26 protein-coding genes and 3 pseudogenes are annotated in these 25939 nt (G+C 70.2%); 20 read left to right on the forward strand and 9 right to left on the reverse strand.

The features are described from left to right. The first annotated feature begins 7 nt into the window (after nt 1–7). Nucleotides 8–319 (forward strand): REDY-like protein HapK, encoded by a 312-nt coding sequence (locus tag GBA65_RS13380; protein ID WP_166396971.1) that lies wholly within the window; start codon nt 8–10, stop codon nt 317–319. Nucleotides 320–388: 69 nt separating this feature from the next. Next, nucleotides 389–841: a DUF1440 domain-containing protein gene (locus GBA65_RS13385; protein WP_166396972.1), complete on the forward strand. Its 453-nt coding sequence runs from the start codon at nt 389–391 to the stop codon at nt 839–841. A gap of 15 nt (nt 842–856) precedes the next feature. On the opposite strand, the gene GBA65_RS27020 is transcribed toward GBA65_RS13385, so the two are convergent. From GBA65_RS27020 to wrbA, 4 genes and pseudogenes are all read right to left on the reverse strand, one after another. Next, nucleotides 857–1489, reverse strand: a complete 633-nt coding sequence (locus tag GBA65_RS27020) for a dehydroquinate synthase/iron-containing alcohol dehydrogenase family protein (RefSeq protein ID WP_456115081.1) — start codon at nt 1487–1489, stop codon at nt 857–859. Then, a pseudogene (locus GBA65_RS27025) lies at nt 1475–1878 on the reverse strand (iron-containing alcohol dehydrogenase); the annotation flags it as partial. The pseudogene GBA65_RS27025 and the gene GBA65_RS27020, both read right to left, overlap by 15 nt. 30 nt (nt 1879–1908) lie before the next feature. Further along, nucleotides 1909–2355 carry an ester cyclase gene (locus tag GBA65_RS13400; protein ID WP_166396974.1) on the reverse strand — a complete coding sequence of 149 codons (447 nt, stop codon included), beginning with the start codon at nt 2353–2355 and terminating at the stop codon, nt 1909–1911. A 163-nt stretch (nt 2356–2518) separates the two neighbouring features. Further along, a complete protein-coding gene (gene wrbA, locus GBA65_RS13405) occupies nt 2519–3127 on the reverse strand; it encodes an NAD(P)H:quinone oxidoreductase (protein ID WP_166396975.1) in 609 nt (202 codons plus the stop codon). 84 nt (nt 3128–3211) lie between these two features. Here wrbA and GBA65_RS13410 point away from each other — a divergent pair, with 84 nt between their 5' ends. Beyond that, nucleotides 3212–3820, forward strand: a complete 609-nt coding sequence (locus GBA65_RS13410; RefSeq protein ID WP_166396976.1) for a TetR/AcrR family transcriptional regulator — start codon at nt 3212–3214, stop codon at nt 3818–3820. Between the two features lie 294 nt (nt 3821–4114). On the opposite strand, the pseudogene GBA65_RS26545 reads toward GBA65_RS13410, so the two are convergent. Next, nucleotides 4115–4339 (reverse strand): annotated as a pseudogene (locus GBA65_RS26545) (MarR family transcriptional regulator); the annotation flags it as partial. 124 nt (nt 4340–4463) lie between these two features. Between GBA65_RS26545 and GBA65_RS13420 the strand changes: the two are divergent. Together GBA65_RS13420 and GBA65_RS13425 are read left to right on the forward strand one after the other, a co-directional pair. After that, the gene (locus GBA65_RS13420; RefSeq protein WP_166396977.1) at nt 4464–5438 is read left to right on the forward strand and encodes a ring-cleaving dioxygenase; all 975 of its coding nucleotides are present in this window, start codon (nt 4464–4466) and stop codon (nt 5436–5438) included. 106 nt (nt 5439–5544) lie between these two features. Beyond that, on the forward strand, nt 5545–6090 hold the full coding sequence (locus GBA65_RS13425; RefSeq protein WP_166396978.1) for a DoxX family protein: 546 nt from the start codon (nt 5545–5547) through the stop codon (nt 6088–6090). 185 nt (nt 6091–6275) lie between these two features. Here the strand turns inward: GBA65_RS13425 and GBA65_RS13430 are convergent, their stop codons facing one another. Further along, a complete protein-coding gene (locus GBA65_RS13430) occupies nt 6276–6953 on the reverse strand; it encodes a TetR/AcrR family transcriptional regulator (protein ID WP_166396979.1) in 678 nt (225 codons plus the stop codon). Nucleotides 6954–7240: 287 nt separating this feature from the next. Between GBA65_RS13430 and GBA65_RS13435 the strand changes: the two genes are divergently transcribed. From GBA65_RS13435 to GBA65_RS13460, 6 genes are all read left to right on the forward strand, one after another. Beyond that, nucleotides 7241–8077, forward strand: a complete 837-nt coding sequence (locus GBA65_RS13435) for a mycofactocin-coupled SDR family oxidoreductase (protein ID WP_166396980.1) — start codon at nt 7241–7243, stop codon at nt 8075–8077. A gap of 30 nt (nt 8078–8107) precedes the next feature. Further along, nucleotides 8108–8944 carry a mycofactocin-coupled SDR family oxidoreductase gene (locus GBA65_RS13440; RefSeq protein WP_166396981.1) on the forward strand — a complete coding sequence of 279 codons (837 nt, stop codon included), beginning with the start codon at nt 8108–8110 and terminating at the stop codon, nt 8942–8944. A gap of 7 nt (nt 8945–8951) precedes the next feature. Then, nucleotides 8952–9785, forward strand: a complete 834-nt coding sequence (locus tag GBA65_RS13445; protein WP_166396982.1) for a mycofactocin-coupled SDR family oxidoreductase — start codon at nt 8952–8954, stop codon at nt 9783–9785. A 93-nt stretch (nt 9786–9878) separates the two neighbouring features. Next, nucleotides 9879–10778: an AAA family ATPase gene (locus tag GBA65_RS13450; protein ID WP_166396983.1), complete on the forward strand. Its 900-nt coding sequence runs from the start codon at nt 9879–9881 to the stop codon at nt 10776–10778. Nucleotides 10779–10791: 13 nt separating this feature from the next. Further along, a complete protein-coding gene (locus GBA65_RS13455) occupies nt 10792–12795 on the forward strand; it encodes an AAA family ATPase (RefSeq protein WP_166396984.1) in 2004 nt (667 codons plus the stop codon). Nucleotides 12796–12871: 76 nt separating this feature from the next. Further along, nucleotides 12872–13180 (forward strand): FCD domain-containing protein, encoded by a 309-nt coding sequence (locus GBA65_RS13460; RefSeq protein WP_166396985.1) that lies wholly within the window; start codon nt 12872–12874, stop codon nt 13178–13180. 150 nt (nt 13181–13330) lie between these two features. On the opposite strand, the gene GBA65_RS13465 is transcribed toward GBA65_RS13460, so the two are convergent. Together GBA65_RS13465 and GBA65_RS13470 are read right to left on the reverse strand one after the other, a co-directional pair. Continuing rightward, nucleotides 13331–14422 carry a winged helix DNA-binding domain-containing protein gene (locus GBA65_RS13465; RefSeq protein WP_166396986.1) on the reverse strand — a complete coding sequence of 364 codons (1092 nt, stop codon included), beginning with the start codon at nt 14420–14422 and terminating at the stop codon, nt 13331–13333. A 46-nt stretch (nt 14423–14468) separates the two neighbouring features. After that, entirely contained in the window at nt 14469–15206 is a 738-nt protein-coding gene (locus GBA65_RS13470) for an SDR family NAD(P)-dependent oxidoreductase (RefSeq protein WP_207955767.1), read from the reverse strand. Nucleotides 15207–15315: 109 nt separating this feature from the next. On the opposite strand from GBA65_RS13470, the gene corA reads away from it, so the two are divergent. The 7 genes and pseudogenes from corA to GBA65_RS26550 all read left to right on the forward strand — a co-directional run. Then, nucleotides 15316–16335: a magnesium/cobalt transporter CorA gene (gene corA / locus GBA65_RS13475; RefSeq protein ID WP_166396988.1), complete on the forward strand. Its 1020-nt coding sequence runs from the start codon at nt 15316–15318 to the stop codon at nt 16333–16335. Nucleotides 16336–16447: 112 nt separating this feature from the next. Next, the gene (locus GBA65_RS13480; RefSeq protein ID WP_166396989.1) at nt 16448–17788 is read left to right on the forward strand and encodes a magnesium transporter; all 1341 of its coding nucleotides are present in this window, start codon (nt 16448–16450) and stop codon (nt 17786–17788) included. Nucleotides 17789–17802: 14 nt separating this feature from the next. Continuing rightward, on the forward strand, nt 17803–19011 hold the full coding sequence (locus GBA65_RS13485; RefSeq protein WP_166396990.1) for a potassium channel family protein: 1209 nt from the start codon (nt 17803–17805) through the stop codon (nt 19009–19011). 62 nt (nt 19012–19073) lie between these two features. Next, on the forward strand, nt 19074–19823 hold the full coding sequence (locus GBA65_RS13490) for a glycosyltransferase 87 family protein (protein ID WP_166396991.1): 750 nt from the start codon (nt 19074–19076) through the stop codon (nt 19821–19823). After that, nucleotides 19790–20332: a hypothetical protein gene (locus tag GBA65_RS13495; protein WP_166396992.1), complete on the forward strand. Its 543-nt coding sequence runs from the start codon at nt 19790–19792 to the stop codon at nt 20330–20332. Before GBA65_RS13490 ends, GBA65_RS13495 begins: the two co-directional genes overlap by 34 nt. Continuing rightward, nucleotides 20329–22218, forward strand: coding sequence for a glycosyltransferase 87 family protein (locus GBA65_RS13500; protein ID WP_166396993.1), 1890 nt, complete (start codon nt 20329–20331; stop codon nt 22216–22218). Before GBA65_RS13495 ends, GBA65_RS13500 begins: the two co-directional genes overlap by 4 nt. A gap of 259 nt (nt 22219–22477) precedes the next feature. After that, nucleotides 22478–22576 (forward strand): annotated as a pseudogene (locus GBA65_RS26550) (GNAT family N-acetyltransferase); the annotation flags it as partial. A 55-nt stretch (nt 22577–22631) separates the two neighbouring features. Here the strand turns inward: GBA65_RS26550 and GBA65_RS13510 are convergent. Then, entirely contained in the window at nt 22632–24041 is a 1410-nt protein-coding gene (locus GBA65_RS13510; protein ID WP_228281321.1) for a replication-associated recombination protein A, read from the reverse strand. Nucleotides 24042–24187: 146 nt separating this feature from the next. Between GBA65_RS13510 and GBA65_RS13515 the strand changes: the two genes are divergently transcribed. Both GBA65_RS13515 and GBA65_RS23265 read left to right on the forward strand, forming a co-directional pair. Beyond that, a complete protein-coding gene (locus GBA65_RS13515; RefSeq protein WP_166396994.1) occupies nt 24188–24664 on the forward strand; it encodes a 2'-5' RNA ligase family protein in 477 nt (158 codons plus the stop codon). 368 nt (nt 24665–25032) lie between these two features. Then, complete coding sequence (locus tag GBA65_RS23265) at nt 25033–25908, forward strand: amidase (RefSeq protein ID WP_207955768.1); 876 nt, start codon at nt 25033–25035, stop codon at nt 25906–25908. Nucleotides 25909–25939 lie beyond the last annotated feature (31 nt).

A 25939-nucleotide genomic window follows, 5' to 3' on the forward strand; every position in this document is an offset into this window, starting at 1 on the left:
CCCGCGCATGCCCACCATCTTCGGCCTGTTCGACCTGAAGGACGGCGTGGACCCGGCGGAGTACGAGCGCTGGGCCCGGACGCGCTACGCCCCCGTCGTCCGGGAGATGCCCTCGATAGACCACTGGCAGGCGTTCAGGGCCGCCGGCGTCTTCGGCTCCGGCGCCGCCCCGCCCTACCGCTACTTTCTCGTCATCGAGGCGAACGACCTCGAAGGGGTCGGGCGGGACCTGACGGACGACCGCATGCAGACCCTCCTCGCCGAGCTCCACGAGTTCGCCGCCCCCCCGACCCTCGTCGTGACCGAGAGCTTCGCCTGAGCGTTTGCGTCCGCCGCTCCCGGGAGACGTAACCTGAGGGAGATCGCACTACGGACCAGGAGGGCACGCATGAAACTTGGAGATCTGGCCGGGGCCGTGGGCAAGGGCCTCTTCGCGGGCGCCGCGGGCACCGCCGCGATGACGGTCTCCAGCACGCTGGAGATGAAGCTGCGGGGCCGCGCGGCGTCGTCGGCACCCGCTACCGCCGCGAGCAAGGTCCTGGGCGTCGAGCCGACCGGCGAGAAGGAGAAGGAACGCTTCTCGAACATCGTCCACTGGGGCTACGGCACGGGCTGGGGGGCGGCGCGCGGGGCCCTGGGCGCCCTGGGGCTCTCGGGGACCGGCGCCACGGCCGCGCACTTCGGGGCGGTGTGGGGCTCCGAGCAGGTCATGCTCCCCGCCCTCGGCGTCGCCCCGCCGTTCTGGACGTGGGGGGCCAAGGAGGTGGCGATAGACGCCTTCCACCACGCCGTCTACGTCGCCGCCACGAGCGCGGCTTACGAGCTTCTGGACCGGGGCTAGCGCCCGAGCGCGGGGCTAGTAGGCGCGCCGCAGGATCTCGCGGGCCTCCCCGGCAAGCTCCCCGAACTCCTCCGCGATGGCGTCGAGGTCCCCCTCCGGTACCCCTAACTCCGAGAGGCGGCTCGGCAGCCCCAGCTCGCGCACCAGCGCCGCGACGCGCCCGCCGGGCTCGCCCCCCAGGGCGCTCGTGAGCGCCTTCCAGCGTTCGCGCGGGACGCGCTCGCCGACGAGGTCGAGGGTCGGGGCGAGGGTGGCGCAGGAGGTGTAGCCGTGCGGAACGCCGTAGCTCGCCCCTATGCGCTTGCCGAGGTTGTGCGAGAGCCCCATCGGGGTGTTCTTCGGCCCGAAGTACGCGAGCCACTGGGCGATCTGGAGCTCGTGGCGCGCCCCTGCGTCCTCCGGCCGCTCCTTGGAGCGCGGCAGAAACTCCACGAGGCGCCGCGCCCCTTCGAGGCCCGTGACGTCCTCGATCGGGTGCTCCGACGGTCCCAAAAACCCCTCTATCGCGTGGTCGAGCGCCCTGATCCCCGTCGAGAGCCAGAGCTTCTCCGGCGTGGGCAGGGTAAGCTCGGCGTCCAGGATCACCACCGGCGGGACGGCCGCCTCGTCGACGAACCCGGCCTTGCGCCCCGCCGCCTCGTCCGTCACCCCGACGAGGTGGGCCCACTCCGCCCCCGAGAGCGTCGTCGGGACGGCGACCTGGCGCGGGTACCCGAGCTTGCGCGCGACGGCCTTCGTCCCGTCGACGACGCTGCCGCCCCGAAGCTGACCAGGAGGTCCGCCCCTTCGGCCTGCCGCGCCGCCTCTTCCACGGCGCTCCCGGGGGTGTGCTGCCCCATCCCGTCAAACGTACCCGCGTGCTTCCCGCCGAGGATGCCCTCGACCCGCCGCACGAGGTCCGTCTTCTCCCGCAGCGTCCGCCCGGTCACCAGAAAGGCCCGCTCGACGGGTTGGGCCTCCTCGGAGAGCTTCCGGATGCTCCCGACGCCGAAGTGGACGCGCGTGGTGCCCAGAGATGTGCGGGTCCCGATCTTCATGCCCCGGATTCTACACCTGCTGCGGGCGGTTTAGCCGGCGGCTCCTTCCGGCGCCGGCATCAGGCCGAGCTGGGCCATCATGGTGGCCAGGTCGAGGTAGGTGCGCGCTCGGGAGATCTTGCCGTCCTCGATCTGGACCACCTCGCAGAACGCGTTCTCCGAGACGCGGCCCGTGGCGGGCACGTCCCCCGCCGGGCTCTTCAGCGTGCCGTCGTGCGTGCCCCGGCCCGTGAACTCGACGACCGCGAAGCCGTCTCCGGCGTGCACGGCCGTGATCTCCGTGCCCGCGTCGGAGAAGGCGTCGATCCAGTTCTGCATGTACCGCCTGTAGCCCTCCGGCCCGTGGAACGTCTCCCCCGAGGCAACGACCGTCCACTCGAGGTCCTCGGCCGCGTAGGCGACGGCCCGATCCAGATCGCGGGCGTTGAACGCCTCGTGAGCCTCCCGGACTATGGCCTCGTTGTCCCGTGCCGACATCTCTTCCTCCCTTCGACACTCACGTTACAGACGACCCTACCCCACGAAAACCGGAAGAGGAAGCCCCGGTCGTCCACCTACCGGCGCGACGAAGGCCCGGTCTCTCGACCGGGCCTTCGCCTGCTTGCTCGCCCGCGAACGGGCGCTTTCTTCGGGTCGGGCTCTAGGCTACGCGGCTCCCGGCGAGAAGCTGGGCCTTCTCGATGACCCTCGTCGTCTGGTAGCGCATGGCGGTGAGCTCCTGCTCGTTGGGGCCCTCCTCGCGGCCGAGGGCGCTGGTCCCGTAGGGGTTGCCGCCGGCCCCGAAGATCGTCTCGTCGGTGTAGCCGGGGGCGATGACGATGGCGCCCCAGTGCATCATGACGTTGTAGAGCGTGAGCAGCGTGGACTCGTGCCCGCCGTGCTGGTTCGAGGCGCTGGTGAACCCGCTGACGACCTTGTCCGCGAGCTTGCCCTGGAACCAGAGGCCGCCGGTCGTGTCGATAAACTGCTTGAGCTGAGCGGAGACGTTGCCGAAACGGGTCGGCGTGCCGAACAGGATCGCGTCCGCCCAATCGAGGTCGTCGAGCTGGGCCTCGGGGACGTCCTGCGTCTCCAGGTGGTGGTCGTACCAGCCCTGGTTGCTCTTGATGGCCTCCTCCGGCGCCAGCTCGGGCACCTTGCGCAGCCGAACCTCGGCCCCGGCCTCCTTCGCGGCCTCCTCCGCCGCCTGCGCCATCTTGTAAATGTTGCCCGTCGCGCTGTAGTAAACGATCGCAACCTTGAGCGCCATCTTACTCCCTTCGTACGAAATGGACGAGCGTCCATATTACCCTATGGGCCGAGGATGTAAACTTGGGGGGTGGGGTTGGAGGAGATGGAAGAAGCGAAGGTCAAGTTCAGTAGAAGCCTCGACCACGCGGGACGGGAGGCTCCGGACGCCGCGGAGCGCCGGGACGTCGCGAGGAACCGCGGCCGGGTCTTGGGCGCGGCGCGGGCCCTGTTCGAGGAGCGCGACGTCGTCAACGTGACGATGGAGGAGATAGCGCGCGCGGCGGGCGTCGGCAAGGGGACGCTCTACCGCAGGTTCCCGCACAAGGGGCTGCTCTGCTACGCGCTCCTGGACGAGCCGACGCGGGCGTTTCAGGCCGAGACGCTGGCGGGCCTCGCCGAGGCCGGCGTCGGGCCGATCGAGAAGCTCGACCTGTTTCTCGACCGGCTCGTCCGGTTCACCGACGCGAACCTCGACCTGCTCTACGGCGGCCACGAGACGCTGGACGGGACCGAGCGCCTCGCCCATTTCGCCCACCCCTCGTACGGCTGGCTCAGGGGCACGGTGCTCGTCCTCCTCAGGACCGCTCGGCGGAGCGGCGAGCTCGACGAGGACCTCGACGCCGACTACCTGGCCGACGCCCTCCTCGCCCCCTGGGCGTGGACCTCTTCTACCACCAGCGGCGCGTCCTCGGGTTCTCCGTGGAGCGCGTGAGCTCCGGGCTGCGCTCCCTCTTGCCGCCGGGCCGCTAGCCGCCGGCGGATCCGCGTCGGGGTTCGCCCCGGGGAGACGGTCCAGGCCGCGGTCGAGCTTGCGAAGGAGGCCGTGGAGGGAGCTCTGCTCGTCCGGCGTGAGCGCGGAGAGGCGCTCGTCCACGAGGGCCTCGTGCTCCGGGACGGCGCTCTCGAAGAGCCTGCGGCCCCCTTCCGTCAGGTAGAGGCGGTTGGTGCGGCCCTGCGGGCGGCGCTCGATCACGCCCCGCCCCTCCAGCCGCGCCACGAGCTGCGCCACGTTCCCCTTGGTCACCAGCAGATGGTCCGCCAGCTCCTGCTGCGTCAGCCCCTCCGCCGCCCCGACCTGCGCCAGCACGTCGAACTGCGCGTTGCTCAACCCCCGGCGCCGCAACTGCAACTCGAGCTCGCGCTCGATCTTCTGCGAGACGCGCAACAACCTCACATAAGCCAGCACCGACGGCCTGCGCAGGCTCCTCCCGCGTGTACGCTCCAGGGTCATCCCGCTAGTTTAGCGCTAAACTTTATCTCCCTCAACCTCCGTCCGTAGGGGACCCTGGCCTTGACGAACGTCCAGTTCAGTCCTAAACTATCTCTACGGTTTAGCACTAAACAGAGGAGGAGTCATGGAGCTAGGCGGGCTGCACCATCTGACGGCGGTGACCACGGAGGCGTCCGGGAACGTGGAGTTCTACACGGGCGTGCTGGGGATGCGGCTGGTGAAGAAGACGGTGAACCAGGACGACGTCTCGGCGTACCACCTTTTCTACGGGGACGAGTTGGGCAGGCCGGGGACGGAGATAACGTTCTTCGATTGGCCGACGTTAAGGCTCGCGCCGAACCGTCGGGGCGTCGGGGAGGTCTCGGCGACGGAGCTCAGGGTCCCGGGCGGGGCGTTGGGGTACTGGGCGGATCGGCTGGACGAGTTCGGGGTGGCGCACGGCGGCATCCAGGACCACGGCGGCCGGTCGTCGATAGCGTTCACGGATCACGAGGGCCAGAGGCTCCGCCTCGTCGACGAGAGCGGGTCGAGGGTCGAGGGCGGCGTGCCGTGGGACGAGAGCCCGGTGCCGGCCGAGTACGGCATCCGCGGGCTGGGGGCGGTGCGGCTGACGCTGGCCGAGCTCGGGCCGACGGAGCGGGTGCTCGTCGACGTGCTCGGGTTCCGCCGGGCGGGCGAGTATTCGGAGGACGGGAACACCGTCGTGGTCTACGAGGTCGGGCCGGGCGGACCGGGGGCCGAGGTGCACGTGCTCGTGGACCCGGGGGCGCCCCGGGCGCACCTCGGGCGCGGCGGGGTCCATCACGTGGCGTTCCGGGTGCCCAACGACAAGGAGCACGCGGCGTGGCGGCAGAGGATCCGGGAGGCCGGGCTCGGCGTCACCCCGCAGATCGACCGGTTCTACTTCCGCTCGATCTACTTCCGCGAGCCCGGCGGGGTGCTGTTCGAGATCGCCACGGACGGCCCCGGCTTCGCCACCGACGAGGACCCGGAGCACCTCGGCGAGGGGCTCTCGCTCCCGCCGTTCCTCGAGGACCGTCGCGAGGAGATAGAGGCGCGCCTCACCCCCATCACGCCGGTGAAGGGCGCCCGCGGGTAGAACCGGGCGGGCGCTGGGTAGAGAGCACAAGACATCGACAGTCCCGGAACCGGGGCTCGGACAGGGAGGAGGCCAGATGGCCAGGCGGAGAGTGCAAGCGAGTGGCATGAGCGACGGGGCATCGCTGGTCCTGCGGAGCGCGCTGGGCGGGCTCATGGCGGGTCACGGCGCCCAGAAGGGCTTCGGGTCGTTCGGCGGGCCGGGTCCCGAGGGGACCGCCGGTTTCATGGAGATGCTCGGGTTGCAGCCCGGCAAGCCCTGGGCGCAGCTCGCGATCGCCTCCGAGCTCGGCGGCGGCACCCTGACGGCCCTCGGACTGCTCAACCCCTTGGGGCCCCTCGGCATCATAGGCTCCATGGCGATGGCGACGACCAAGGCCCACTGGGGGAAGCCGATCTGGGTGACCGAGGGCGGGGCCGAGCTCCCCGTGACCAACATCGTGGCGGCGCTCGCCCTCATCATGAGCGGCCCGGACAGGTACTCGCTCGATCGCCTGCTCGGCATCAGGCTGCCGGGTTGGGTCGCGCCCGTGGGGCTCGCGGGCATCCTCGCCGCCGTGCTCTACGCCGGCGTCGGTGCCCCGGAGCCGCCGGAGGGGGACCAGGACGAGGCCCGCGAGGCCACGGCCGGCAACCCCGAAGACGCCTCCTAAGCGCCGCACGCTATCCCCATCAGGGGCAGGGGCTGGCTCGTCCTGGCCCCTGCCCCTTTACGTTCCCGCGCGACGAGTAACTGCCTGGGGTCACGGTACCGTTTCGTGATCTCGTACAGCAAGGTGTGACGACGGTCGGGTTCACGCCGCGCGAGACGCTCCCTTCGCGGCGAACGCTGCCCCGCTCAGGCGCCGTCCGGTTGCTTCTCCCTTGCGGCCCGGTTCGAGTCCCGGTTTAGGTCGTCGTTGAAGCCCGCCAGCAGCCTGCGGAGGCCGGCCTCGAACTCTCGCTCCGGGTCCCGGACGCCGAGGCGAGGGGCGAGCTCGGAGAGGTGGGGATACTCCGTCGGCCCGTCCGTCTCGAGCCCCCCGCGGCGGTAGGCGTCCACGGCGGAGGCGAAGAACCCCCCCAGTTCGAGGGAGAGGTACCCCATCACGTAGCTTGCGGCGGCCCGGTAGACGCGCGCCGCCGTCTCCGGGTCGAATCCCCTGCGCACCAGGGCCGCCACGTACGCCTCCGTGCTTCGGAGCACCATGGGTCCGGAGAAGGAGCCGGAGGCCACGAGGGGCACGACGGCGGGGTGGGCCAGGGCCGCCCGTCGGAAGGTCATGGAAATGAAGAGGACGCGCTCCGCCCAATCTCTCATCTCCTCGGGGGGCTGCTCCACCCGCTCGAAGACGAGCTCCACCATGCCCTCCAGCAGGGCGTCCTTGCTCGGCACGTGGTGGTAGAGAGACATGGTCCCTACCCCGAGGCACCCCGCGACCCTGCGCATGGAAACCGTCCCCAGCCCCTCCTCGTCCGCAAGGCGCAAGGCCGCCTCGGCGATCTTCCGCTGGCTCAACGCGCGCTCGCTACCCAACCCACCGCCTTTTCGTAAGAATCCACACTTCGGGGTTGACTCACGTACAGTGTACGAGTATCGTGCGTTGGCGTCCACGTACGATGTACTGGAAAGGTCGGGCGGGTGGCCGGAACGGGAGGATGACGAGCATTTCCGCAGTACCGCGCCGATCGCGCGGTCGAGCACACGGCGTGGAGCACGTGAGGTAAGGAGCGCTGCGGACGGACCCGGGCAGGGATCTTGCTCGGCGTTGGCCGTTGCGGACCCGGTAGCCGTACGCGACCCTGAGGGGAAAGGGGAGGACGATGGCGAGACTGGACGGGAAGGTTGCTCTGATCACCGGCGGGGCACACGGGCAGGGGCGCTCGCACGCGCTCACGTTTGCCCGGGAGGGGGCGGATATAATCGTCTGCGACGTCGCCGAGCAGCTCGAGACGGTGCCCTACGAGATGGGGACGCAGGAGGAGCTCGACGAGACGGCGAGCATGGTCGAGGACCTGGACCGCAGGTGCGTGGCCGTCAAGGCCGACGTGAGGGACTCGGGCCAGATGCGGGGCGTCGTGGACCGGGCGATCTCGGAGTACGGCAAGATCGACATCCTCTGCGCCAACGCGGGCATCTTCACGTTCAGCTCGGTGGCCGAGATGACCGACCAGCAGTGGCGGGAGACCATAGACACCAACCTCACCGGCGTCTTCAACTCGATGCGCGCCGTGGTTCCGCACATGGTCGAGCAGGGCTACGGCCGGATCGTCGCCACCTCTTCCATGGCCGGGCGGGGCGGCTTCCCCAACATCGGCCACTACGTGGCGACCAAGTGGGGCGTGATCGGCCTGGTCAAGAGCCTGGCGATGGAGGTCGCGGCGAACGGCGTCACCGTCAACGCCGTCTGCCCCACCGGCGTGGACACCGTTATGATCCAGAACGAGGCCGCCTACAAGCTTTTCCTGCCGGGGGTCGAGAACCCGACGCGCGAGCAGGCCGCGGTGCCGTTCCAGCAGCTGAACGCCATCCCCGTACCGTGGGTGGAGCCCGAGGACATCTCCAACGCGATGCTGTTCCTGGTCTCCGACGACGCGCGCTACATAACCGGGGAGGCGATCCACGTCGCCGCGGGCCAGAACGCGGGCAACGCCGCCTGATGCCGGTGGGGATGCGAGAGGAGGCAAGCTATGGCTAGGATGGACGGAAAGGTCGCGCTCATCACCGGCGCCGCGAGGGGCCAGGGGCGCTCGCACGCCCTCAGGCTCGCCGAAGAGGGCGCCGAGATAATCGCCTGCGACATCTGCGAGGACATAGGGACCGTGCAGTACCCCCTGGCCTCCGAAGACGACCTCAACGAGACGGCGCGCATGGTCGAAGACCTCGACCGCAGGATCGTGGCCCGCAAAGCCGACGTCCGCGACGGGGACGCGCTCCGGGCGGTCGTCGAGGAAGGACTCTCCGAGTTCGGGCACATCGACGTCGTTTGCGCCAACGCCGGGATAGCCACCTACGGGCCGAGCTGGGAGCTCACCGAGGAGCAGTGGCAGGACATGATCGACGTCAACCTCACCGGGGTTTGGGAGACTTGCAAAGCCGCGATACCGGGCATGATAGAGCGCGGACGGGGCGGCTCCATAATCATCACGAGCTCGACGGCGGGCATCGTGGGCCTGGCGAACCTCGCCCACTACGTCTCGGCCAAGCACGGGCTGGTCGGCCTGATGAAGACCCTCGCCAACGAGCTCGCGCCGCACATGATAAGAGTCAACTCCGTTCACCCGACCGGCGTCGACACGCCCATGGTGCACAACGAGTCGACCTACAAACTCTTCCTGCCGCACCTCGACACGCCGACCCGCGAGGACGCCGCCGGGGCCTTCGCCACGCTCAACACCCTGCCCGTACCCTGGGTGGACGCCCGGGACATCTCCAACGCGGTGCTCTGGCTCGCCTCCGACGAGGCCCGCTACGTCACGGGCCAGCAGCTGAAGGTCGACGCCGGGTCTACCGAGAAAGTGGGGTGAGGGGGGCATGGCGAGGTTAGAAGGCAAGGTCGCGTTCGTCACGGGCGCTGCGCGCGGACAGGGACGCTCGCACGCTCTGAGGCTCGCCGAGGAGGGCGCGGAGATCGTCGCGGTGGACCTGTGCGACCAGATCCCCACCGTGCCGTTCGCGATGGGCACCTCCGAGGATCTGGAGGAGACCGCCAGCATGGTCGAGGATCTCGACCGTCGTATCGTCGCCCGCAAGGCCGACGTCCGCGACGAGGCGGAGCTGCGCGCGGCGGTCGAGGAGGGCATCTCGGAGTTCGGGCACATCGATATCGTGTGCGCGAACGCGGGCATCTTCTCTTCGGCGCCCACCTGGGAGCTCACAAGGGAGCAGTGGCAGGACATGATCGACGTCAACCTCACGGGCGTGTGGAAGACGTGCAAGGCCGTCGTCCCGCACATGATCGAGCACGGCGAGGGCGGGTCCATAATCATCACGAGCTCGACGGCCGGCATAAAGGGCTTCCCGGGCACCGCCCACTACACGGCCGCCAAGCACGGGGTGGTGGGGCTCATGAAGACGCTCGCCAACGAGCTCGCGCCGCACATGATCCGCGTAAACACCGTCAACCCGACCGGCGTCGACACGCCCCTGCTGCACAACGACGCGATCTACCACCTGTTCCTCCCCGACGAGGAGAACCCGACCCGCGAGCAGTTCGGCGAGGCCTACACCCAGTTGAACCTGCTGCCCATCCCGTGGGTGGACTCGCGCGACATCTCCAACGCCGTGCTCTGGTTGGCCTCCGACGAGGCCCGCTACGTCACCGGCGTCGTCCTGCCCGTGGACGCCGGCTTCACGCAGAAGGTGTGAGGCGAGCCTGATAGCGGGGGCGGCCAGAGCAAAGCGTGGTCTCCGCCGATCCCGAACAGTAAGGAGGTCGATGAGGCGACCAGGAGGGCGAGCATGAGCGGAGGGGAGAAGCGGCCCGACGTCCGCGCGGTCTACGAGGCGGTCCACGCCGAGGTGGTCGGGCGCGAGCGGGAGCTGGGGAGCATACTCGCGGCCCTGGGCGCGGGACGGGACCTGTTGCTCGAAGGCCCGCCCGGCACCAGCAAGTCCACGATCCTGCGCACCATCACCCGCCACTACGGGATACCGCTGGTGTTCGTGGAGGGGAACGCGGACCTGACGCCGGCGAAGCTCATCGGCTACCACAACCCCGCCCAGGTGGTGCGCCACGGCTACCGCCCCGAGGACTTCGTCCCCGGGCCCCTGCCGGAGGCTATGCGCGAGGGGGGCTTTTTGTACATCGAGGAGTTCAACCGTGTCCCCGAGGACACCCTCAACGCCCTCCTCACCGCGATGGCCGAGCGGGAGATCACGATCCCCAGGGTCGGCAGGCTTCAAGCGCTGCCCTCCTTCCGCATAGTCGCGGCGATGAACCCGTTCGACAACGTGGGCACGGCGCGCATAAGCATCTCCATCTACGACCGGCTGTGCCGGCTGGCGATGGGTTACCAGGGCGAGGCCGAGGAGCGGGACATCGTGGCCTTGCGTACAGAGGGCAGGGTCGATCGGCTTGTGGAGTCGGCGGTGGCGATCACGCGGGGGACCCGGGAGCACCCGGACGCCCGCCTCGGCTCTTCCGTCAGGGGCGCCATAGACCTCGTCCTCGTCGCCCGCAGGCTCGCCGAGATCCGGGGTTTTGGCGGGGCGAACGGCGGGTTGGACCCGGTGCTGCCGGAGGCGGCCTCGCTCGCGCTCTCCAGCAAGGTCAGCCTGCACGAGACGGTGGAGCGGACGCCCGAGGACGTTATCCGCGAGATCGTCTCGCGCGTCGCCCCGGCCGCGGCCGAGCGGTAGGGGCGCCGATCCGATGACGGAGCCGTATTCGGCGCGCTCCATCGGCGAGGCCGGCCGGGGAGCCGTCGTCGGCCGTCGGCGCGAGATCGAGGAGATCTCGGCCACCCTCTCGGCGGGCCGCGACCTGCTTCTCGAGGGACCGCCCGGGACCAGCAAATCCACCCTGCTCCGGACGGTCGCCGGGGCTTCCCGCGTTCCCTTCGTCATGGTGGAAGGCAACGCGGACCTGACGCCGGCGAAGCTCGTCGGCTACCACGACCCGTCGGGCGTGGTGGCCCACGGCTACCGCCCCGAGGACTTCGCCTGGGGCCCGCTGACCGACGCTATGCGCCGCGGGGCTCTCCTCTACGTAGAGGAGTTCAACCGCGTCCCCGACGACACCCTGAACGTCCTGCTCGGGCCGCTCGCGGAGCGCGAGATCGAGGTGCCGCGCGTGGGGACGGTGCGGGCCGAGCCCGGCTTCCGGCTGATCGCGGCGATGAACCCCTTCGACAACGTGGGCACCATGCGCGTGAGCCGCTCCATCCTGGACCGGCTCTGCCGCCTGCCCGTCGGCTACCAGCCGGAGGGGGAGGAGCGCGAGATCGTGCGCCTCCGGAGCGGGAGCCCGAACGGCTGGCTGATCGAGGGCGCGGTCTCCTTGGTGCGCGCGAGCCGCGCCCACCCCGAGCTGCGCATGGGCTCGTCCGTGCGCGGGGCGATAGACCTCGTGCTCGTGGCCGAGAACCTGGCCCCCTTGCGCGACACGGACCTCCGCGCCGCGAGCATCCGGGGCGCGAGCAACGCGGCCAAGGATGTCGCGCTGGACGCGGCGCTCATCTCGCTCTCCGGCAGGATGGTGCCCGACGAGACCGCCCAGAGGCCGCCGGAGGCCATCGTCCGAGAGCTCTGGGAGGACGTCTTCTACTTCCGCCCGCAGCGGGCGCGCGGGGAGAGGGCGTTGGACGGACGGGACAACCCCGTAACCGCCCCCGCCGGGCGTCCCCGGCGCCGGCGCGGCCCGGTCGTGATGCCGTCCCGGCCGCGCGAGAGGGTCTCCTACCCGAAGCCCGGTAAGGTCAAGGAGCCGCCTCGGGTGTACCGGCCGAACGAGATGGCGCTCCTGGCGACCGAGCGCTCCGCCGGCCCCACGCCGCCGCGCAGCGCCGGGGAGTTCCGGCGCGACCACCCCGCGGCACGCGAGGTCCTGGCCGAGGACGAGCGGTTCGACCGGGCGGCCTTCGAGGAGCTGTACGAGAGGGACGAGGAGGCGGCGCTCTCGCTCCTCGGCGACCTGTGGCCGAACGCGGCGGACGAGAAGCTGCGGGAGCTCACGCGCAAGATGGCGCTGAAGATCGTGGTCCGGCTGGCCAGGCACAACCCGACCGCGAGCCCGGGGCGGGGGAAGCTCCGTCCGGTGCGCTACCGGTTCAACAGCGACGACCTCGACATCGACCGCACGCTCGAGGAGATTGCCGGCAAGCCCTACCCGGAGTACGACGACTTCTGGGTCACCGAGCGCGTTCGGGCCAGGCGCACCTACGTCCTCCTGCTCGACGTCTCGGGCTCGATGCGCGGGACGAAGATGATGCACGCGGCTCTGGCCGCCGCCTCCCTGGCGCGCAACGTCGCCGACGACGACTTCTCCGTAATCCTGTTCTGGCGCGACGCGGCCGTGGTCAAGGGCGCCACGCAACAGAAGCCTTTCGCAGAGCTACTCGACGATATCCTCGCGGCGCGGGCCCGCGGCCTCACCAACCTCAGGCTCGGGCTGGAGGTGGGCCTCGGCGAGATGGAACGGACCGCAACCCGGGAGAAGGTAGCCATAATCTTCACCGACGCCATGCACAACGTCGGCGAAGACCCCTCGCCCATCGCCGAGAAGTACCAGACGCTGCACGTGATCGGCACCTCGCTCGAGGACGGCCGCGTACGCGCCTGCCAGGACCTCGCGGAGCGCGGCCGGGGAAGGTGCGTCTTTGTCGAACACATGGAAGACATCCCCTCGGCCGTCAACTACTGCCTGTCCGGGGCATGAGAGGCGAAGAACGCGAGCCGACGGCGCGAGGGCCTCTACCGGTAGACCCGGCGACGGGGGCCAGGGTCTGCAAGCTGTGCGAGAAGCCATAGAGGTGCCGGCGGCGGGCATGGCCGCCCTCCCGCACACCCCCGAGGCTCCTGGGGCCATGAAGGAAACCATGGGGCTTGACGGCCTGAAGGACTCGCACAGCCTGGTAGCGGACGTCTCCTTCCACCGGGCCGTCGCGGCCGCCTCCGGGAACAGGCTGCTCAGCGTGTTCATCGACTCCGTGTACCTGGCCGCGGGGAGGTTGTACAGCGAAGCCATCCCGGGGCGCGGACCGGGTGAGACGTCCGCAGGTACCGAGCAGGAAGGAGCCCAGGAGAGCGACCGACCGAACTAGAGTCGGCTCGCAAGCCCGCTAGGTCGCCGCCTGCTCCGTGATGGTGAATAGCGCTGGCAGATCCTCGTTTGCAGGAACTCCGAGTTCGTCTCCTACTCGGAGGTGAAGTGGAGGCCCCAGGCGAGGCAGATCGGGTCGGGGCCCACGGGCTCACGTCGCCCCGGACGGCTCCGCGAAGAAGCGCAACAGCCTCTCCCCCTCCTCGTCCAAGGAGCTGCGGGTCTCATCGGGTAGGGTGCCGAACGGCTCGATCTCCAGCCGCGCCGAGCCCCCCTCCCTCTCGACCTTCCAGGTGCCCGCGACGAAGCCGTCGACGAGGAACGTCGCGCGTACCCGTCCCGCCGAGAGGAAGACCCGGGCGCGGTGCTCGTCCGCGATCACCCGCGTCCGGTCCGCGTGGGCGAGCAGGACGTTGTCGTACTCGGGCAGGAAGCGGACGGGCGCCGGGGCGTCCGCGCCGGGGAGGGGGGCGTCCGGCAGGTCGAACAGCTCCCTGCCCCCCTCGTCACGGAAGGCGCGCAGCTCGGGCCTGAGCGCCTCGACGTGCTCCTTGAGCCGCGCCATGCCGAGGTAAGCCTGTGCGTCGCCCGTCGTCGCGGGGCCGAACGCCGCGAGGTAGCGCAGGATCAGGGCGCGCGGGCTCCCCGAGCCCGAGGGCGCCTCGCCGAGCCAGGACTCCGAGGTCGCGTAGGGCGGCCTGCCGGAGAACCCCCACGCGGCGCCTACGGACGGCACCTGCACCATCGGCAGGTACGTGCGCGCGGCGTAGGCCAGGGCCTCGGGGTCCCGGTCCGGGTAGAGCCCGGCCAGATGGGAGCGCAGCTCGCCGTAGGCGCGCGGCTCCTCGTCGAGGTACGCGCGGGCGGCGGCGACGATGCGCTCCGCGTCGAGGCCACGGGCCCGTTTGCCGAAGAAGGAGTTCAGGGCGCGCGAGAGCGCGGGCTGGAGGGCGGGGCGCAGGAGCAGGTAGTCCTCCGCGGTCATCAGGTGCAGGGTCGAGCGCATGAGCGTTGCCCGGACGATCTTCCGCTCCTCCAGGGCGTGCGTCAGGTCCCGCGGACGGAACCCTTCGAGCCGCGTCCAGAGCCCGGCGTAGGGCGGGGAGACCACCTGGGCCTGAAGGCCGATCAGGCGGCCGACGGCTTCGGGGACGGGGAGCGCCTCGCGGCCCAGCAAGATCTGCCGGGCGAGCGTCGCCCTGTTGAGCTCGCGGAGGGTAAGGGTGCGTTCCGGCGCGGGCATCGTCGTCCTCAGGCCGGGGACGCGAGAGTTGCGGCGGGCCGCCGGCTCACCAGGGGAGCGGCTCGCCGTCGCGGAAGAAGCCGCCCGTGGGCCCGCCGTCGGTGAGGGTGGCGGCCCAGGCGACGCTCGCGGCGCCGTCGGGGATCGGGCGGGCGCCCATAGCCTCCATGCCGGGGGCGGTCGCGGTGAGGCCCGGGTCCACGGAGTTGACGAGTATGCCCGTGTCCCTCAGCTCGGCGGCCAGCTTCGAGGTCAGGGCGTTCAGCGCGGCCTTGGAGATCGCGTAGGTCGCCGCGCCGCCGCCCGTCGTTAGCCCGAATTGGGGCTCGCCGTGCGAGCCGGCCCCGCTCGCCACGTTGACGATCCGGCCGTGCGCGCTCTCGCGGATCATGGGCAGAAACGCCTGTGTTACCCGCCAGGCGCCGAAGAGGTTCGTCTCGAAGACGGCCCGCGCGGCCTCCAGGTCCGCGGCGGACGCCGTCTCGGACCAGTCGGCGTAGGCGGCCGCGTTGTTGACCAGCACGTCCAGGCCGCCGAGCTCGCCCCGGAGCTCGGCGGCGAGCGAACGGGCGCTCGCGGCGTCGCGGACGTCGAGCGCCTTGGGGCGCACGTCCGAGCCATCGCCGTCAAGCTCCCTCGCGGCGGCGCCGGCCTTCCCGAGGTCCCGGGCGGTCAGGACCACGGTCATGCCCCGCCGGGCGAGCTGTCGGGCCGCCTCGAGCCCTATGCCGTGGCTCGCGCCGGTGATCAAGGCCGTCTTCGGAGCGCCTCCCCCATCCGCCAACGGAGCCTCCAATCCCCTGTCGCCAGGTCTACGGATTCGCCACCTACGGAGCATTGTACAGGGGCGGAATCCGGCTCCCTACCCCCGCCCCGCCGGTATACTCCGCTGCATGAGGACGGGCACGGAGAAGCTGCCGGAGAACGTGGAGCTGATGGTGCTCGATTCTTCGGGGAACCTCCGGGAGGACGTGGGGTCGGATGAGCTGCCGGGGTACCTCTCCGACGGGGACGCGCTCGTGTGGTGCGACGTCTCCAGCCAGGACGGCGGGGAGGACGGGCCCTACGTGCGGCTGCTCTCGGAGGCGTTCGGCTTCGACGGGCTCACGATCGAGGACTGCTTCACCGAGAGCCATCTGCCCAAGGTCGACGACTACGGAGAGTACCTGTTCGTGGTGCTGTTCTCGTTCGGCCTCTCCGGCGAGGGGAGCCGGCTGGTCACCGCCGAGATCGACATGTACGTGGGCAAGAACTTCGTCGTGTGCGTGCACCCGAAGCCCGTGGCGGAGCTCGGGCGGGTGCGGGAGAAGCTGAGGGCCGGGGACGCGTTCGTCTCTGCGTCGGCGTCGAGGATAGCCCACACCGTGCTCGACGCCGTCGTCGACGAGTACCTGCCGATCATGGACGCCCTCTCGGCCCGGGCCGACGAGGTAGAGGCGAAGCTCCTCGGGGGCGACGAGAACGTCTCCACCCGGGCGCTCGACGACCTCTTCGGCCTCAAGCACCTGCTCACCTCGCTCAGGAGGATCGCGCTCCCCCAGAGGGACAGCGTCACGACGTTCACCCGGCCGACGACGCCGCTGGTGCCGGAAGAGGACCAGATGTACTTCCAGGACATCCTCGACCACCTCAACCGGGTCATGGACTCCATCGAGTCCACGCGCGACTACCTCTCCAGCACGATGGAGATCTACACGACCCGCGCCACCCAGCGCATAAACCAGGGCATCCAGAAGCTGACGGCCATCTCGACCGTGGTCCTGCCGCTTACGCTCATCACGAGCGTCTACGGGATGAACTTCGAGAACATGCCCGAGCTCGCCACCCGCTACGGCTACTTCGTCGTCCTCGCCGTCCTGCTGACGATCGGGACGATCATGCTCTACTACCTCCACCGCAGGAGGATGCTCTGAGGGCGGCCCCCGCTCCTGCCCGCGAAGCGATGGGATCGCCGAGAACCGACGGATAGAAGCTCGCGGCTACAGAACGCTTTACTTTGCGCGGGGTAGGGGCTATACAGCCCTTGTGATCGAGGGTGAGGACAAGGGCTCCCGCGGCAGGAGGCGGCGCTTCGTGCGGGGAGGAGAGGATGCATCCGGGCGCGAGCCGGGTCGCATAAGGCGCCGGTTGCAGGAGCGGCCCCGGATACGGCCGAAGGTCTACGGCTACCTCTCTCAGGAGAAAGAGTCCCTCAGGCAGGGGTTCGCGGCGCTGTTCATCTCGTCGGTGGGGGAGCTCGTCGCGGGGATCGCGCTCGCCGGCATCACGGACACGCTGGACCAGCTTGTCGGGCTCGCGGTCCTGATCCCGGCGGCCATCGGGATGCGGGGCGCCATCTTCGGGGCGATGGGGAGCCGCATCTCGACGGCGATACAGACCGGCCTCTTCAGCTTCTCGTTCAGGAGGGGCGTGCTGGCGGAGAACGTCCAGGCCGCGGCGGTCCTCTCGCTCATCTCGGGGGTGTTCCTGGCGTTTCTCGCCCGGTATCTCTGCGACATCCTTGGGGTGGAGACGCGGCTCTCCGTCTTCGACTACGTCGTGATCTCGACCGTCGGCGGGGTGATCGCGGGGACGTTCTTGCTGGGCATCACGGTGCTCGTGGCTCGGGTGAGCGTCGCGCGCGACTGGGACATGGACAACATTGCGGCGCCGATGATCACGGCGGCGGGCGACATCCTGACCCTCCCGTCGCTCGTCGTCGCGACCTACCTTATAGGCATCCCGATCTTCTCGAGCGTGTTCGCCGTCGCCCTGATCGCGGTGGCGCTCGGGGCGGTCGCCGCCGCCTTCAGGCTCGGCGTCCCGAACCTGAGGCGCATCCTCGCCGAGTCGCTGCCGATCCTGGCGCTCACGGGGACGGTGACGATCCTCGTCGGGGTGGCGCTTCAGGACCGCGAGGAGCAGTTCACGACGCTGCTGGCGCTCTCCATCCTGCTCCCGGCGTTTCTGCAGGAGGGCGGCGCCCTGGGCGGCATCCTCTCCAGCCGCCTCTCGTCGAAGGTACACCTCGGGCTCCTGGCGCCGCGGGGGCTGCCCTCGGTCGGCGCCTTCCGGGACTTCACCCTGATCTACATCTTCGCCACCGGGGTCTACCTGTTTATCGGGGGGGCGTCGCACGTTCTCGCGGTGACGCTCTTCTCCCCCGAGGCGAGCCCCGGGTTCGGGGCGATGCTCGGGATCAGCGCCCTCGCGGGCCTCATAGCGACGACGGCGGCCGTGTTCGCGGCGTACTACGGGAGCGTCCTCAGCTACCGCTTCGGGCTCGACCCGGACACGTACGGCATCCCGATCATCACCGCCGCGGTGGACCTGCTCGGATTTATGAGCCTTATAATAGCCATGATCGTTTTCGGATTGGCCGGTTAGGAGCCCTGTCACACATGCGCGACGCCCGACCCAGGAACCTCAAAGAGATGATCTCGGAGGCGAAGAACACCTCCGAGCTCATGGTGGACCTGGCCTACGCGGCCCTGTTCTACAACTCGGAGGACTTCTCCGAGGAGGTGATACGCCTCGAGAGGCGCCTGAACGACCTCGTCTTCGACATGAGGAGCCTCGCCATCTTCGCGGCGCGCAGCCACGCCGACGCCGAGCAGATGGCCGGCATCCTCCAGGTCGTTCAGGACATAGAGAAGATCGGCAACGCCGCGACCGACATCGCCAAGATCGTCGAGAAGAAGCTCGGCATCCCGCCCGAGCTCCTCCAGGACCTCCCGGCGGCCGAGGAGATCACGAGCCGCGTCCACATCGCCCCGGAGAGCGCCCTGGACGGCCGGAGCCTCGACGAGCTGGACCTCCCCGTGGAGACCGGGATGCGCCCGATCGCCATCCGCAGCGGCTCCGAGTGGAACTTCGACCCCGAGCCCGAGGACGTCCTCCGGGCGGGCGACGTCCTCTTCATGCAGGGCCCGCCCGAGGGGGTCGCGGAGATCCGGGAGTTCGCGGGCGCCCCCGTCGCCCGGCACACGCCGCACGCCGGCGACGGGGGCGCCCCGCCCGAGGGGCTCTCGGAGCTCGAGCGGGCGGTGGACATCCTTATCGAGATGAAGAACCTCTCCGAGGTCGCCGTGGGGCTCGCCTACTCGGCGCTCCTGTACTACGACGCGAGGCTCGCGCGCGAGGTGGTTGCGATCGAGGACGAGATGGACGAGATGCGCTACCGTATCGAGCGCTGGGTCCTCCTCGCCGCCCGCAGGATGGAAGACGCGCCGCGCCTGCGCGGCATCCTGCACCTCGCGACCGCCTCGGAGACGATCGCCGACTGCGCCCAGGAGATGGTCTGGATCGTGGAGAAGGGCGAGGAGGTCCACCCCGTCCTCTCGGCCGCCGTCGGGGAGTCCGACGAGATCGTCCTGAAGCTCACCGTCTCCCCGGGCTCCCCCGCGGACGGCCGAACCCTCGGCTCCCTGCGGATAGAGACCGAGACGGGGATGTACGCCCTCGCGGTGAACCGCGCGGGGCGCTGGACCTACCGCCCGCGCGACGCCTACGCCCTGAGGGGCGGCGACTCCCTCCTCGTCACGGGCGCCCCCGAGGGCCTCGAACCCCTGGCCGATCTCTTCGGCCAGGAGCTTGAGGAGCCGCAGTAATCAGGGGCGGCATCCAGGGGAAGCTCGCGACCCTCGGCACGAAGGGGGAGGCGGGCCCGCTGTTGGGCGCGCTGCTCTTCTGGGTCCCCCTGGCCCTGCTGGGGCTGTACATGTACTGGACGCTCATGGACCGCTTCCGGGGCCTGACCGCGTCGCTGAGCACGGAGTCGCGCGACATCCTCACATACATGATGGCCGGGGAGGAGATCCTCTCCGGGGCCGTCCCCTACCGGGACTTCTTTATCGAGTACCCGCCGGGGAGCCTCCCGTTCTTCGTGCCGCCGGCCCTCGTCTCGGAGGGCCCGGCCTCGTATGCCGCGGCCTTCGCCTCTGAGATGGCGCTCCTGCTCGTCGCCTCGCTCGTCCTGACGGCGCTCTCGGCGCGCGCTCTGGGCCTCCCCTGGCCCGTCGCTGCCCTAATCTTCGTCGCGGCGGCGGTCCTGCTCAACCCTATCGCCGTGACCCGCTACGACGCCGTCGTCGCCCTGACCGTCGCCGCGGCGGTCGCGCTCGCCGTGCGGTCGAGAGAAGGAGGCACCGCCTCCTCGCTCGCGCTCGCCTTCGCATGGGTCTCCCTCGGGGTCGGGACGGCGGCGAAGCTCGTCCCGGCGCTCGTGGGGCCGCCGCTCGCCCTCTTCGCGGCCCGGCTCGGGGGATGGCGGGCGTTCGTCGGGGGTCGGCGATCTTCGGGCTCGTGGTGGCGGCCTTTTTCGTGCCGGCGTTCGTGCTGGGTGGCGGCGGCTTTCTGGAGAGCTTCGCGTACCACGCGGAGCGGGGGTTGCAGGTCGAGTCCGTGGGGGCCTCGGTCCTGATGAAGCTCGGCTACGCCAGGGAGGTGGTCTACGAGTTCGGGGCGTTCGACGTCAAGGGGCCGGGCTTCGGGTTCTGGAGCTCGATGAGCCTGCCCATCACCGGGGCCCTGGTCGTCGTCACGGCGGCGGTGATGTACCGGGAGCATCTCGTGGGGCGGTTCGCGACCGCCTCCGTGCCCCGCTACGCGGCGGCGTTCGTGCTCGCTTTTACCATCGGCTCGAAGGTGCTTTCTCCGCAGTACATGATCTGGCTGCTGCCCCTGATCCCCCTGTGCGCGGGGGGGCTCTGGCTTCTCGGCGCCTCGGGGCTCTACCTCGGGGCCTGCTGGGCCACCTCGCAGATCTTCCCCGAGCACTACGACCGGCTCCTCTCGATGGACGGCTCCGCGATCGACCTGCTCCTGGAGCGCAACCTGATCCTCATCGTCCTGTGGGTCCTCATGCTCGTGCTCCCCCCGGGGGACGAGCGGGGACCCGTGAGCCCGGCCCCGGAGGGGGCACGGGCGTGACGCGCTTCTTGCCGGTGGCCGTGCTGGTCCTCCTGCTCCTGCCGGTCTTCGGCTTCGCGCCGGGGACGCAGACCGACGCCCGGGAGGCTCGCCTCGCAGCGAGCCTCGTCCCCGAGGTGGCGAGATACGCCGACCGCCCGACCGTCAAGCCCGAGTCTGAGTACGACGTGGACGGCGACGTCTGGCGCGTCGCCTTCGTGGAGGGGGCCTCCGGGAGCACGGTGGCCCGCGTCGAGGTGATCGACGACACGGGCGAGACGGGGAGGGTCGACGTCTCGCCGGCGGCGGACACGCTCGCATACCCGGAGCTCTCCGAGGGCGAGGCGATAAAGCTCGCCACGGCGATCCCGGAGGTGCGCCGGGAGCTTCTGGAGCACCCCCCCTACACCGCCCGCGCCGAGTACGACGAGGGCGAGTGGACGGTCCACTTCGAGGTCGAGGAGGAGGGCGCCGTCGGCGGCATGCCCGTCGGGGACGAGGGGCGCAAGGAGGTCGCGCGGGTCGGCATCGACGACGCGACCTGGCAGTCCAACTTCGTCTGGACGGGGGACCAGGTCGGCTGGCACATGGCCCGCGGCGACTACGGCGCCTACGGCAAGCAGGCCAACTACTGGTACGTCTGGGGCACTTTGGCCTTCCTGTTCGCCGCCGCCTTCTGGCGCACGGACAAGCTCCTCTCGCTGAGGAACCTCGACGTGCTGGCGATCCTGGGCTTCCTCGTCTCCCACGGCTTCTTCCGGGCGGGGGACTCGTTCTGGGCCACGGTGCTGTGGTACCCGCCGCTCCTGTACCTCCTCGGCCGGACGATCCTCATGGGCTTCGGCTACGGGGAGAGGGTCGGGAAGACGAGCAACCTGCCGACGGGGGTCCTGTTCGTCCTCGCGGCGCTCGCGAGCGGGTTCCTGCTCGCGCTCAACCTCGACTCGCGCGTCATCGACGTCGGGTACGCCGGCGTCGTGGGGGCCGACAGGATCCTGGACGGCACCCTCCCCTACGGGAACATGCCCGACGACGTCGGGACCGGCGACACGTACGGGCCGCTGAACTACCTGATCTACGTCCCCTTCAACCTGATCTTCGGCTTCTCCGGCCAGTGGGACTTCCTCCCCGCCGCCCACGGGGCGACGGTCTTCGCGTTCGTCGTCGGGGCCGCGGCCCTCCTCGTCGCAGGCTGGCGCTACGCGGGGCCCAAGGGGGCGGCGGCGCTCTTCTTCGCCTGGGCGGTCTTCCCCTACACCCTCTACACGACGAACAACAACACCAACGACGTCATCGTCGCCGCGGTCATGGCGATAGGGCTCGCGACCGCCACCCTGCCCGTCGCGCGCGGCGCGGCGGTCGCGGCGGGCTTCGCGATCAAGCTCTTCCCCCTCGTCCTCGCCCCCCTGTGGATGCTCCACGGCGGCGTGGAGAAGCGCGGGCGCATCCTGGACTTCGTCCTCGGCGGGGTGGCCGTCGTCCTCCTCAGCTTCTGGGTCCTCGCCCTCGACGGCGACCCCGTAGGGGCGGTGCAGCTCTTCTACGAGAAGACCCTGGGCTTCCAGGGCCAGCGGGAGAGCCCGTGGACGATCTTCACGCAGGTGCCCCAGCTCGCCTTCCTCAAGGGGCCGCTGGAGTTCGGGGCGATAATCCTCGCCTTCGTCGTCGCCGTCTTCCCGAGGAGGCGCACCGTCCGGCGCCTCGCCGCCTTCTCGGCGGCCCTCATCATCGCCTTTCAGCTCACCTTCAACTACTGGTTCTACCCCTACGTCACCTGGTTCGCCCCCTTCGTCTTCCTCGCCCTCCTCGTCGAGACGAACGCGAAGACGGCCCTGGACGGCGACCCGTCCGCCGGGGCGCCGGAGGGGGAGGATGCCCGTGGGGACGAGCGAGGATCGGAGGCCTGACCCGGCCGGGCCTCGACATCGAGGCGCCCGGACCGTCGCGGCGGGACCTGATTGCCCCGTACGCCCGCTGGATGGACGCCCCGAAGACGGCCCCGCCGCCGGCAGCTTCGCACCCAGGAGCAGGAGACCGGCTGGTACGAGGGGGAGGCGGAGTCCCGGGCCAACGTCACCCTCACGGCGTACGAGCGTTCGACCCTTCATCCCCGCCAGTTTGATGGAAGTAGACTAACGCAACCGCAAGGCCGAGTTCGGCATCAAAATCGGGGGGCCGGAGTACCGCAACAGGGGCTACGGCACCGGGACCACGCGCCTGATGCTCGACCACGCCTTCGACACCGCCGGCCCGCACGGCGGCATGCTCGGCGTCTTCGAGTTCAACGCAGGGGCGATCCGGGCCTGCGGGAAGGCCGGCTTCAAGGAGAAGATAGGGCGCCGCAGGCAGAGCCCCTTCGCGGGCGGGAGGATGTGGGACGGGATCTGGATGGACCGCCCGAGCTCGGAGTTCGGGGCTCCGGGACCGGGCGAACAGCCTGACGGGGGCTACCCCCGCCCCTCCCTCGCCTCGCGCCACCGGTCCAGCCGCTCCCTGATGGGCGCCTCGGCGCCGCTCTCCTTCGGCTCGTAGTAGACCTTCCCGAGAGCTCCTCGGGCAGGTAGCGGTCGTTCATCCCCTCCGCCGAGTCGTCGTGCAGGTAGCGGTAGCCCGCGCCGTAACCCTCGCCCTTCATGAGCCCGGTCGGCGCGTTCCTGAGGTGCATGGGGACCTCGGGCTGGGGCCGCGGCGGACGTCCTCGAGGCGGCCCCCACCGCCTTGTAGGAGGCGTTGGACTTGGGGCGGAGGCGAGGTAGGTCGTGGCCTGGGCGAGCGGGATGCGCCCCTCGGGCATCCCCACGAGCCGCACGGCCTCCGTCGCGGCCACGGCCAGCGGCAGGCCGTGCGGGTCCGCGTTGCCGATGTCTTCGGAGGCCAGGATCACGAGCCGCCGCGCGATGAACACCGGGTCTTCGCCGGCCTCGATCATGCGCGCCAGGTAATGGAGCGCCGCGTCGGGGTCGCCGCCGCGCACGCTCTTGATGAACGCGCTCACGACGTCGTAGTGCTCCTCCCGCCCATAGCGTAGAGCCCTCTCCCCCACCGCCGCCTCGACGTCCCCGACCTCGACCGTCCCCGCGAGGAGCCCGCGGCGACCTCCAGGGCGTTCAGGAGCCTCCGCCCGTCGCCCCCGAGAGCCGCATGAGGTACTCCTCCGCCTCCGGAGAGACCCCGACCCCGAGCGCCTCGCGCCCCTCTCCAGCAGCCCGCGCATCCCCTCCTCCGAGAGCGGGCGCAGGCGGAGGACGCGAGAGCGGGAGAGGAGCGGGGCCGTGACCTCGAAGGACGGGTTCTCCGTCGTCGCCCCCACGAAGTCCACGAGCCCCTCTTCGAGGGCGGGCAACAGGGCGTCCTGCTGGGCCTTGTTGAAGCGGTGTACCTCGTCGACGAAGAGGAGGGTGCCGCGCCCCTCGTACTTGAGGCGCTCGCGGGCGGCGTCCAGAGCGCCGCGGAGGTCCTTGACCCCGCTCGTCACGGCGCTCAGGGGGATGAACTCCTCCTCCGACACCTCGGCCAGGGCGCGGGCCAGCGTGGTCTTCCCGGTGCCGGGGGGTCCCCACAGCACGATCGCGCCTACCCTGCCCCCCTCGACCGCCCTGCGCAGGGGCCTGCCCGGCCCCGTCAGGTGCTCCTGGCCCACCACCCCGTCGAGGTCCCTCGGGCGCAGGCGCTCGGCGAGCGGCGCCCGGCGGGCGAGGGCGTCGGCGCCCTGTGAGTCGAAGAGGTCCATGAGCCCAGTATATTGCCGCGGACGGGATAGGGTCCCGCGCCCCGCGCGGAGCCGCTGTAAGATGGGCACGCCCCGACCGAGATCCAAGGAGAACTACCCTGTCCGCCGAAACCCGGAGCCCCGCCCCCCTCATCCTGACGCTGAAGATGGACGACGAGTCGCAGGGGCGCTTCGACCGCCTGCGCGAGGCCCACTTTCCGCCCGAGCGCAACCACCTCGCGGCGCACCTCACGCTCTTCCACCACCTGCCCGGCGAGCGGGAGGGCGAGATCGTCGAGGAGATAGAGAAAACGTGTGGGCGCCAGGCGCCCATCACCCTGAGGGCGGCGGGGCTCCTGTTCATGGGCCGCGGCGTGGCCTACAAGCTCGAAGCGCCGGAGCTCGTCGGCCTACGGAGGCGACTGGCGAAAGTCTGGGAGCCCTACCTGACGAAGCAGGACCAGCAGGGCCTCAGACCCCACGTCACGGTGCAGAACAAGGTCTCGCCGGAGAGGGCGCGCGCCCTGCACGACGAGCTCGACGCGTCCTTCTCCCCCTTCGAGGTCCGCGGTGAGGGCCTCAGCCTCTGGCGCTACCTCGGCGGCCCGTGGGAAGAGATAAGCACTTACCGTTTCCGTGCCTGATCCAGAAACGCACCGTCCCCACACGGGCACGCTCCAGGTCGAGATCACGGCCCGACGATCCGCGGGGCACCGGCAAGGGAACCCGATCATCGTTCCGGCTCTGCTACCGCCCGGTCAGCAAGGCACCCTAGACGCCCGAGACCTCCACGAGCTCGATGAACAGCACGGCCAGCCGGGACACCTTCGGCCTCGCCGCGCCCGCGGTCGGCTCCTGCGTCCGCAGGAGTTCGACGAAACCCTGGGTCGTGCGCCGACGCCCGACCCAGATGCCGCGTGGAGCGTGCCGCCCGGCGGCGGCACCAGCGTCCGAAACCGTACTCGAAGAAGTGGGATAATTTTTCGTCCCACCGAAGGCATAGGAGGTAGACGTGAGTTCTCCGAAGTTCCGCTTGCAGGAAGCCACCATCGACGACATCCACTCGGCGTTCAGGTCGGGCGAGCTGACCTGCCGCAGGCTCGTGGAGCTCTACCTGGCCCGCATCGAGGCCTACGACAAGAGCGGTCCGGGGTTGAACGCCATCATCACGGTAAACGAGAACGTGCTGGCGCAGGCCGAGGAGCTGGATCTCTCCTTCCAGCAGAGCGGAGAGCTCGTGGGGCCGTTGCACGGCATACCCGTCCTGCTCAAGGACCAGGCGGAGACGGCCGGCATCCGCACGACGTTCGGCTCGGTCGCGTTCGAGGGGTACGTGCCCGAGGAGGACGCCACCGCGGTGGGGAGGCTGAAAGAAGCCGGGGCCCTGATCCTCGCGAAGACCAACCTCCCGGACTTCGCGACCTCCTGGTTCGCCTACTCCTCCGCGGGCGGGGAGACGAAGAACCCCTACGATCTGGATCGGGACCCCGGCGGCTCGAGCAGCGGCACGGGGGCGGCGGTCGCGGCGAACCTCGGGGCCGTCGGGATCGGCGAGGACACCGGGGGCTCCATCCGCGTCCCCTCCTCCTTCGACAACCTTGTCGGGGTGCGGGTCACGACGGGCCTCATAAGCCGCAAGGGCATGTCGCCGCTCGTGGTCTTCCAGGACACCGCGGGCCCCATGACCCGCACCGTGAGGGACGCGGCCGCCCTCCTGGACGTGCTCGTGGGCTACGACCCCGAAGACCCGTTCACCGCGTCCGCGACGCTCGCCAGGGACGCCGGGGGCTACAGGAGCGGCCTCGAAGAGGGCGACCTCAGGGGGCGAGGATCGGCGTGCTGCGCGACGCGTTCGGGGCGGACGAGGATCCGGATTCGGGCCAGGTAAACAGCGTCGTCGGGGGGCGATCGAGGCGATG

Source organism: Rubrobacter marinus, assembly GCF_011492965.1.
Taxonomy (GTDB): domain Bacteria; phylum Actinomycetota; class Rubrobacteria; order Rubrobacterales; family Rubrobacteraceae; genus Rubrobacter_F; species Rubrobacter_F marinus.

Bases quoted from the DNA above. Each gene is read 5' to 3' on its own strand.
- GBA65_RS13465 (WP_166396986.1), bottom strand. From the start codon at position 14,422: ATGCCCGCGCCGGAACGCACCCTTACCCTCCGCGAGCTCAACAGGGCG.
- corA (WP_166396988.1), top strand. From the start codon at position 15,316: ATGAGGACGGGCACGGAGAAGCTGCCGGAGAACGTGGAGCTGATGGTG.
- GBA65_RS13425 (WP_166396978.1), top strand. From the start codon at position 5,545: ATGAGCGACGGGGCATCGCTGGTCCTGCGGAGCGCGCTGGGCGGGCTC.
- wrbA (WP_166396975.1), bottom strand. From the start codon at position 3,127: ATGGCGCTCAAGGTTGCGATCGTTTACTACAGCGCGACGGGCAACATT.
- GBA65_RS13420 (WP_166396977.1), top strand. From the start codon at position 4,464: ATGGAGCTAGGCGGGCTGCACCATCTGACGGCGGTGACCACGGAGGCG.
- GBA65_RS13485 (WP_166396990.1), top strand. From the start codon at position 17,803: ATGCGCGACGCCCGACCCAGGAACCTCAAAGAGATGATCTCGGAGGCG.
- GBA65_RS13400 (WP_166396974.1), bottom strand. From the start codon at position 2,355: ATGTCGGCACGGGACAACGAGGCCATAGTCCGGGAGGCTCACGAGGCG.
- GBA65_RS13410 (WP_166396976.1), top strand. From the start codon at position 3,212: ATGGAAGAAGCGAAGGTCAAGTTCAGTAGAAGCCTCGACCACGCGGGA.
- GBA65_RS13510 (WP_228281321.1), bottom strand. From the start codon at position 24,041: ATGGACCTCTTCGACTCACAGGGCGCCGACGCCCTCGCCCGCCGGGCG.
- GBA65_RS13380 (WP_166396971.1), top strand. From the start codon at position 8: ATGCCCACCATCTTCGGCCTGTTCGACCTGAAGGACGGCGTGGACCCG.
- GBA65_RS13385 (WP_166396972.1), top strand. From the start codon at position 389: ATGAAACTTGGAGATCTGGCCGGGGCCGTGGGCAAGGGCCTCTTCGCG.
- GBA65_RS13455 (WP_166396984.1), top strand. From the start codon at position 10,792: ATGACGGAGCCGTATTCGGCGCGCTCCATCGGCGAGGCCGGCCGGGGA.
- GBA65_RS13440 (WP_166396981.1), top strand. From the start codon at position 8,108: ATGGCTAGGATGGACGGAAAGGTCGCGCTCATCACCGGCGCCGCGAGG.
- GBA65_RS13435 (WP_166396980.1), top strand. From the start codon at position 7,241: ATGGCGAGACTGGACGGGAAGGTTGCTCTGATCACCGGCGGGGCACAC.
- GBA65_RS13515 (WP_166396994.1), top strand. From the start codon at position 24,188: ATGGACGACGAGTCGCAGGGGCGCTTCGACCGCCTGCGCGAGGCCCAC.
- GBA65_RS13445 (WP_166396982.1), top strand. From the start codon at position 8,952: ATGGCGAGGTTAGAAGGCAAGGTCGCGTTCGTCACGGGCGCTGCGCGC.
- GBA65_RS13450 (WP_166396983.1), top strand. From the start codon at position 9,879: ATGAGCGGAGGGGAGAAGCGGCCCGACGTCCGCGCGGTCTACGAGGCG.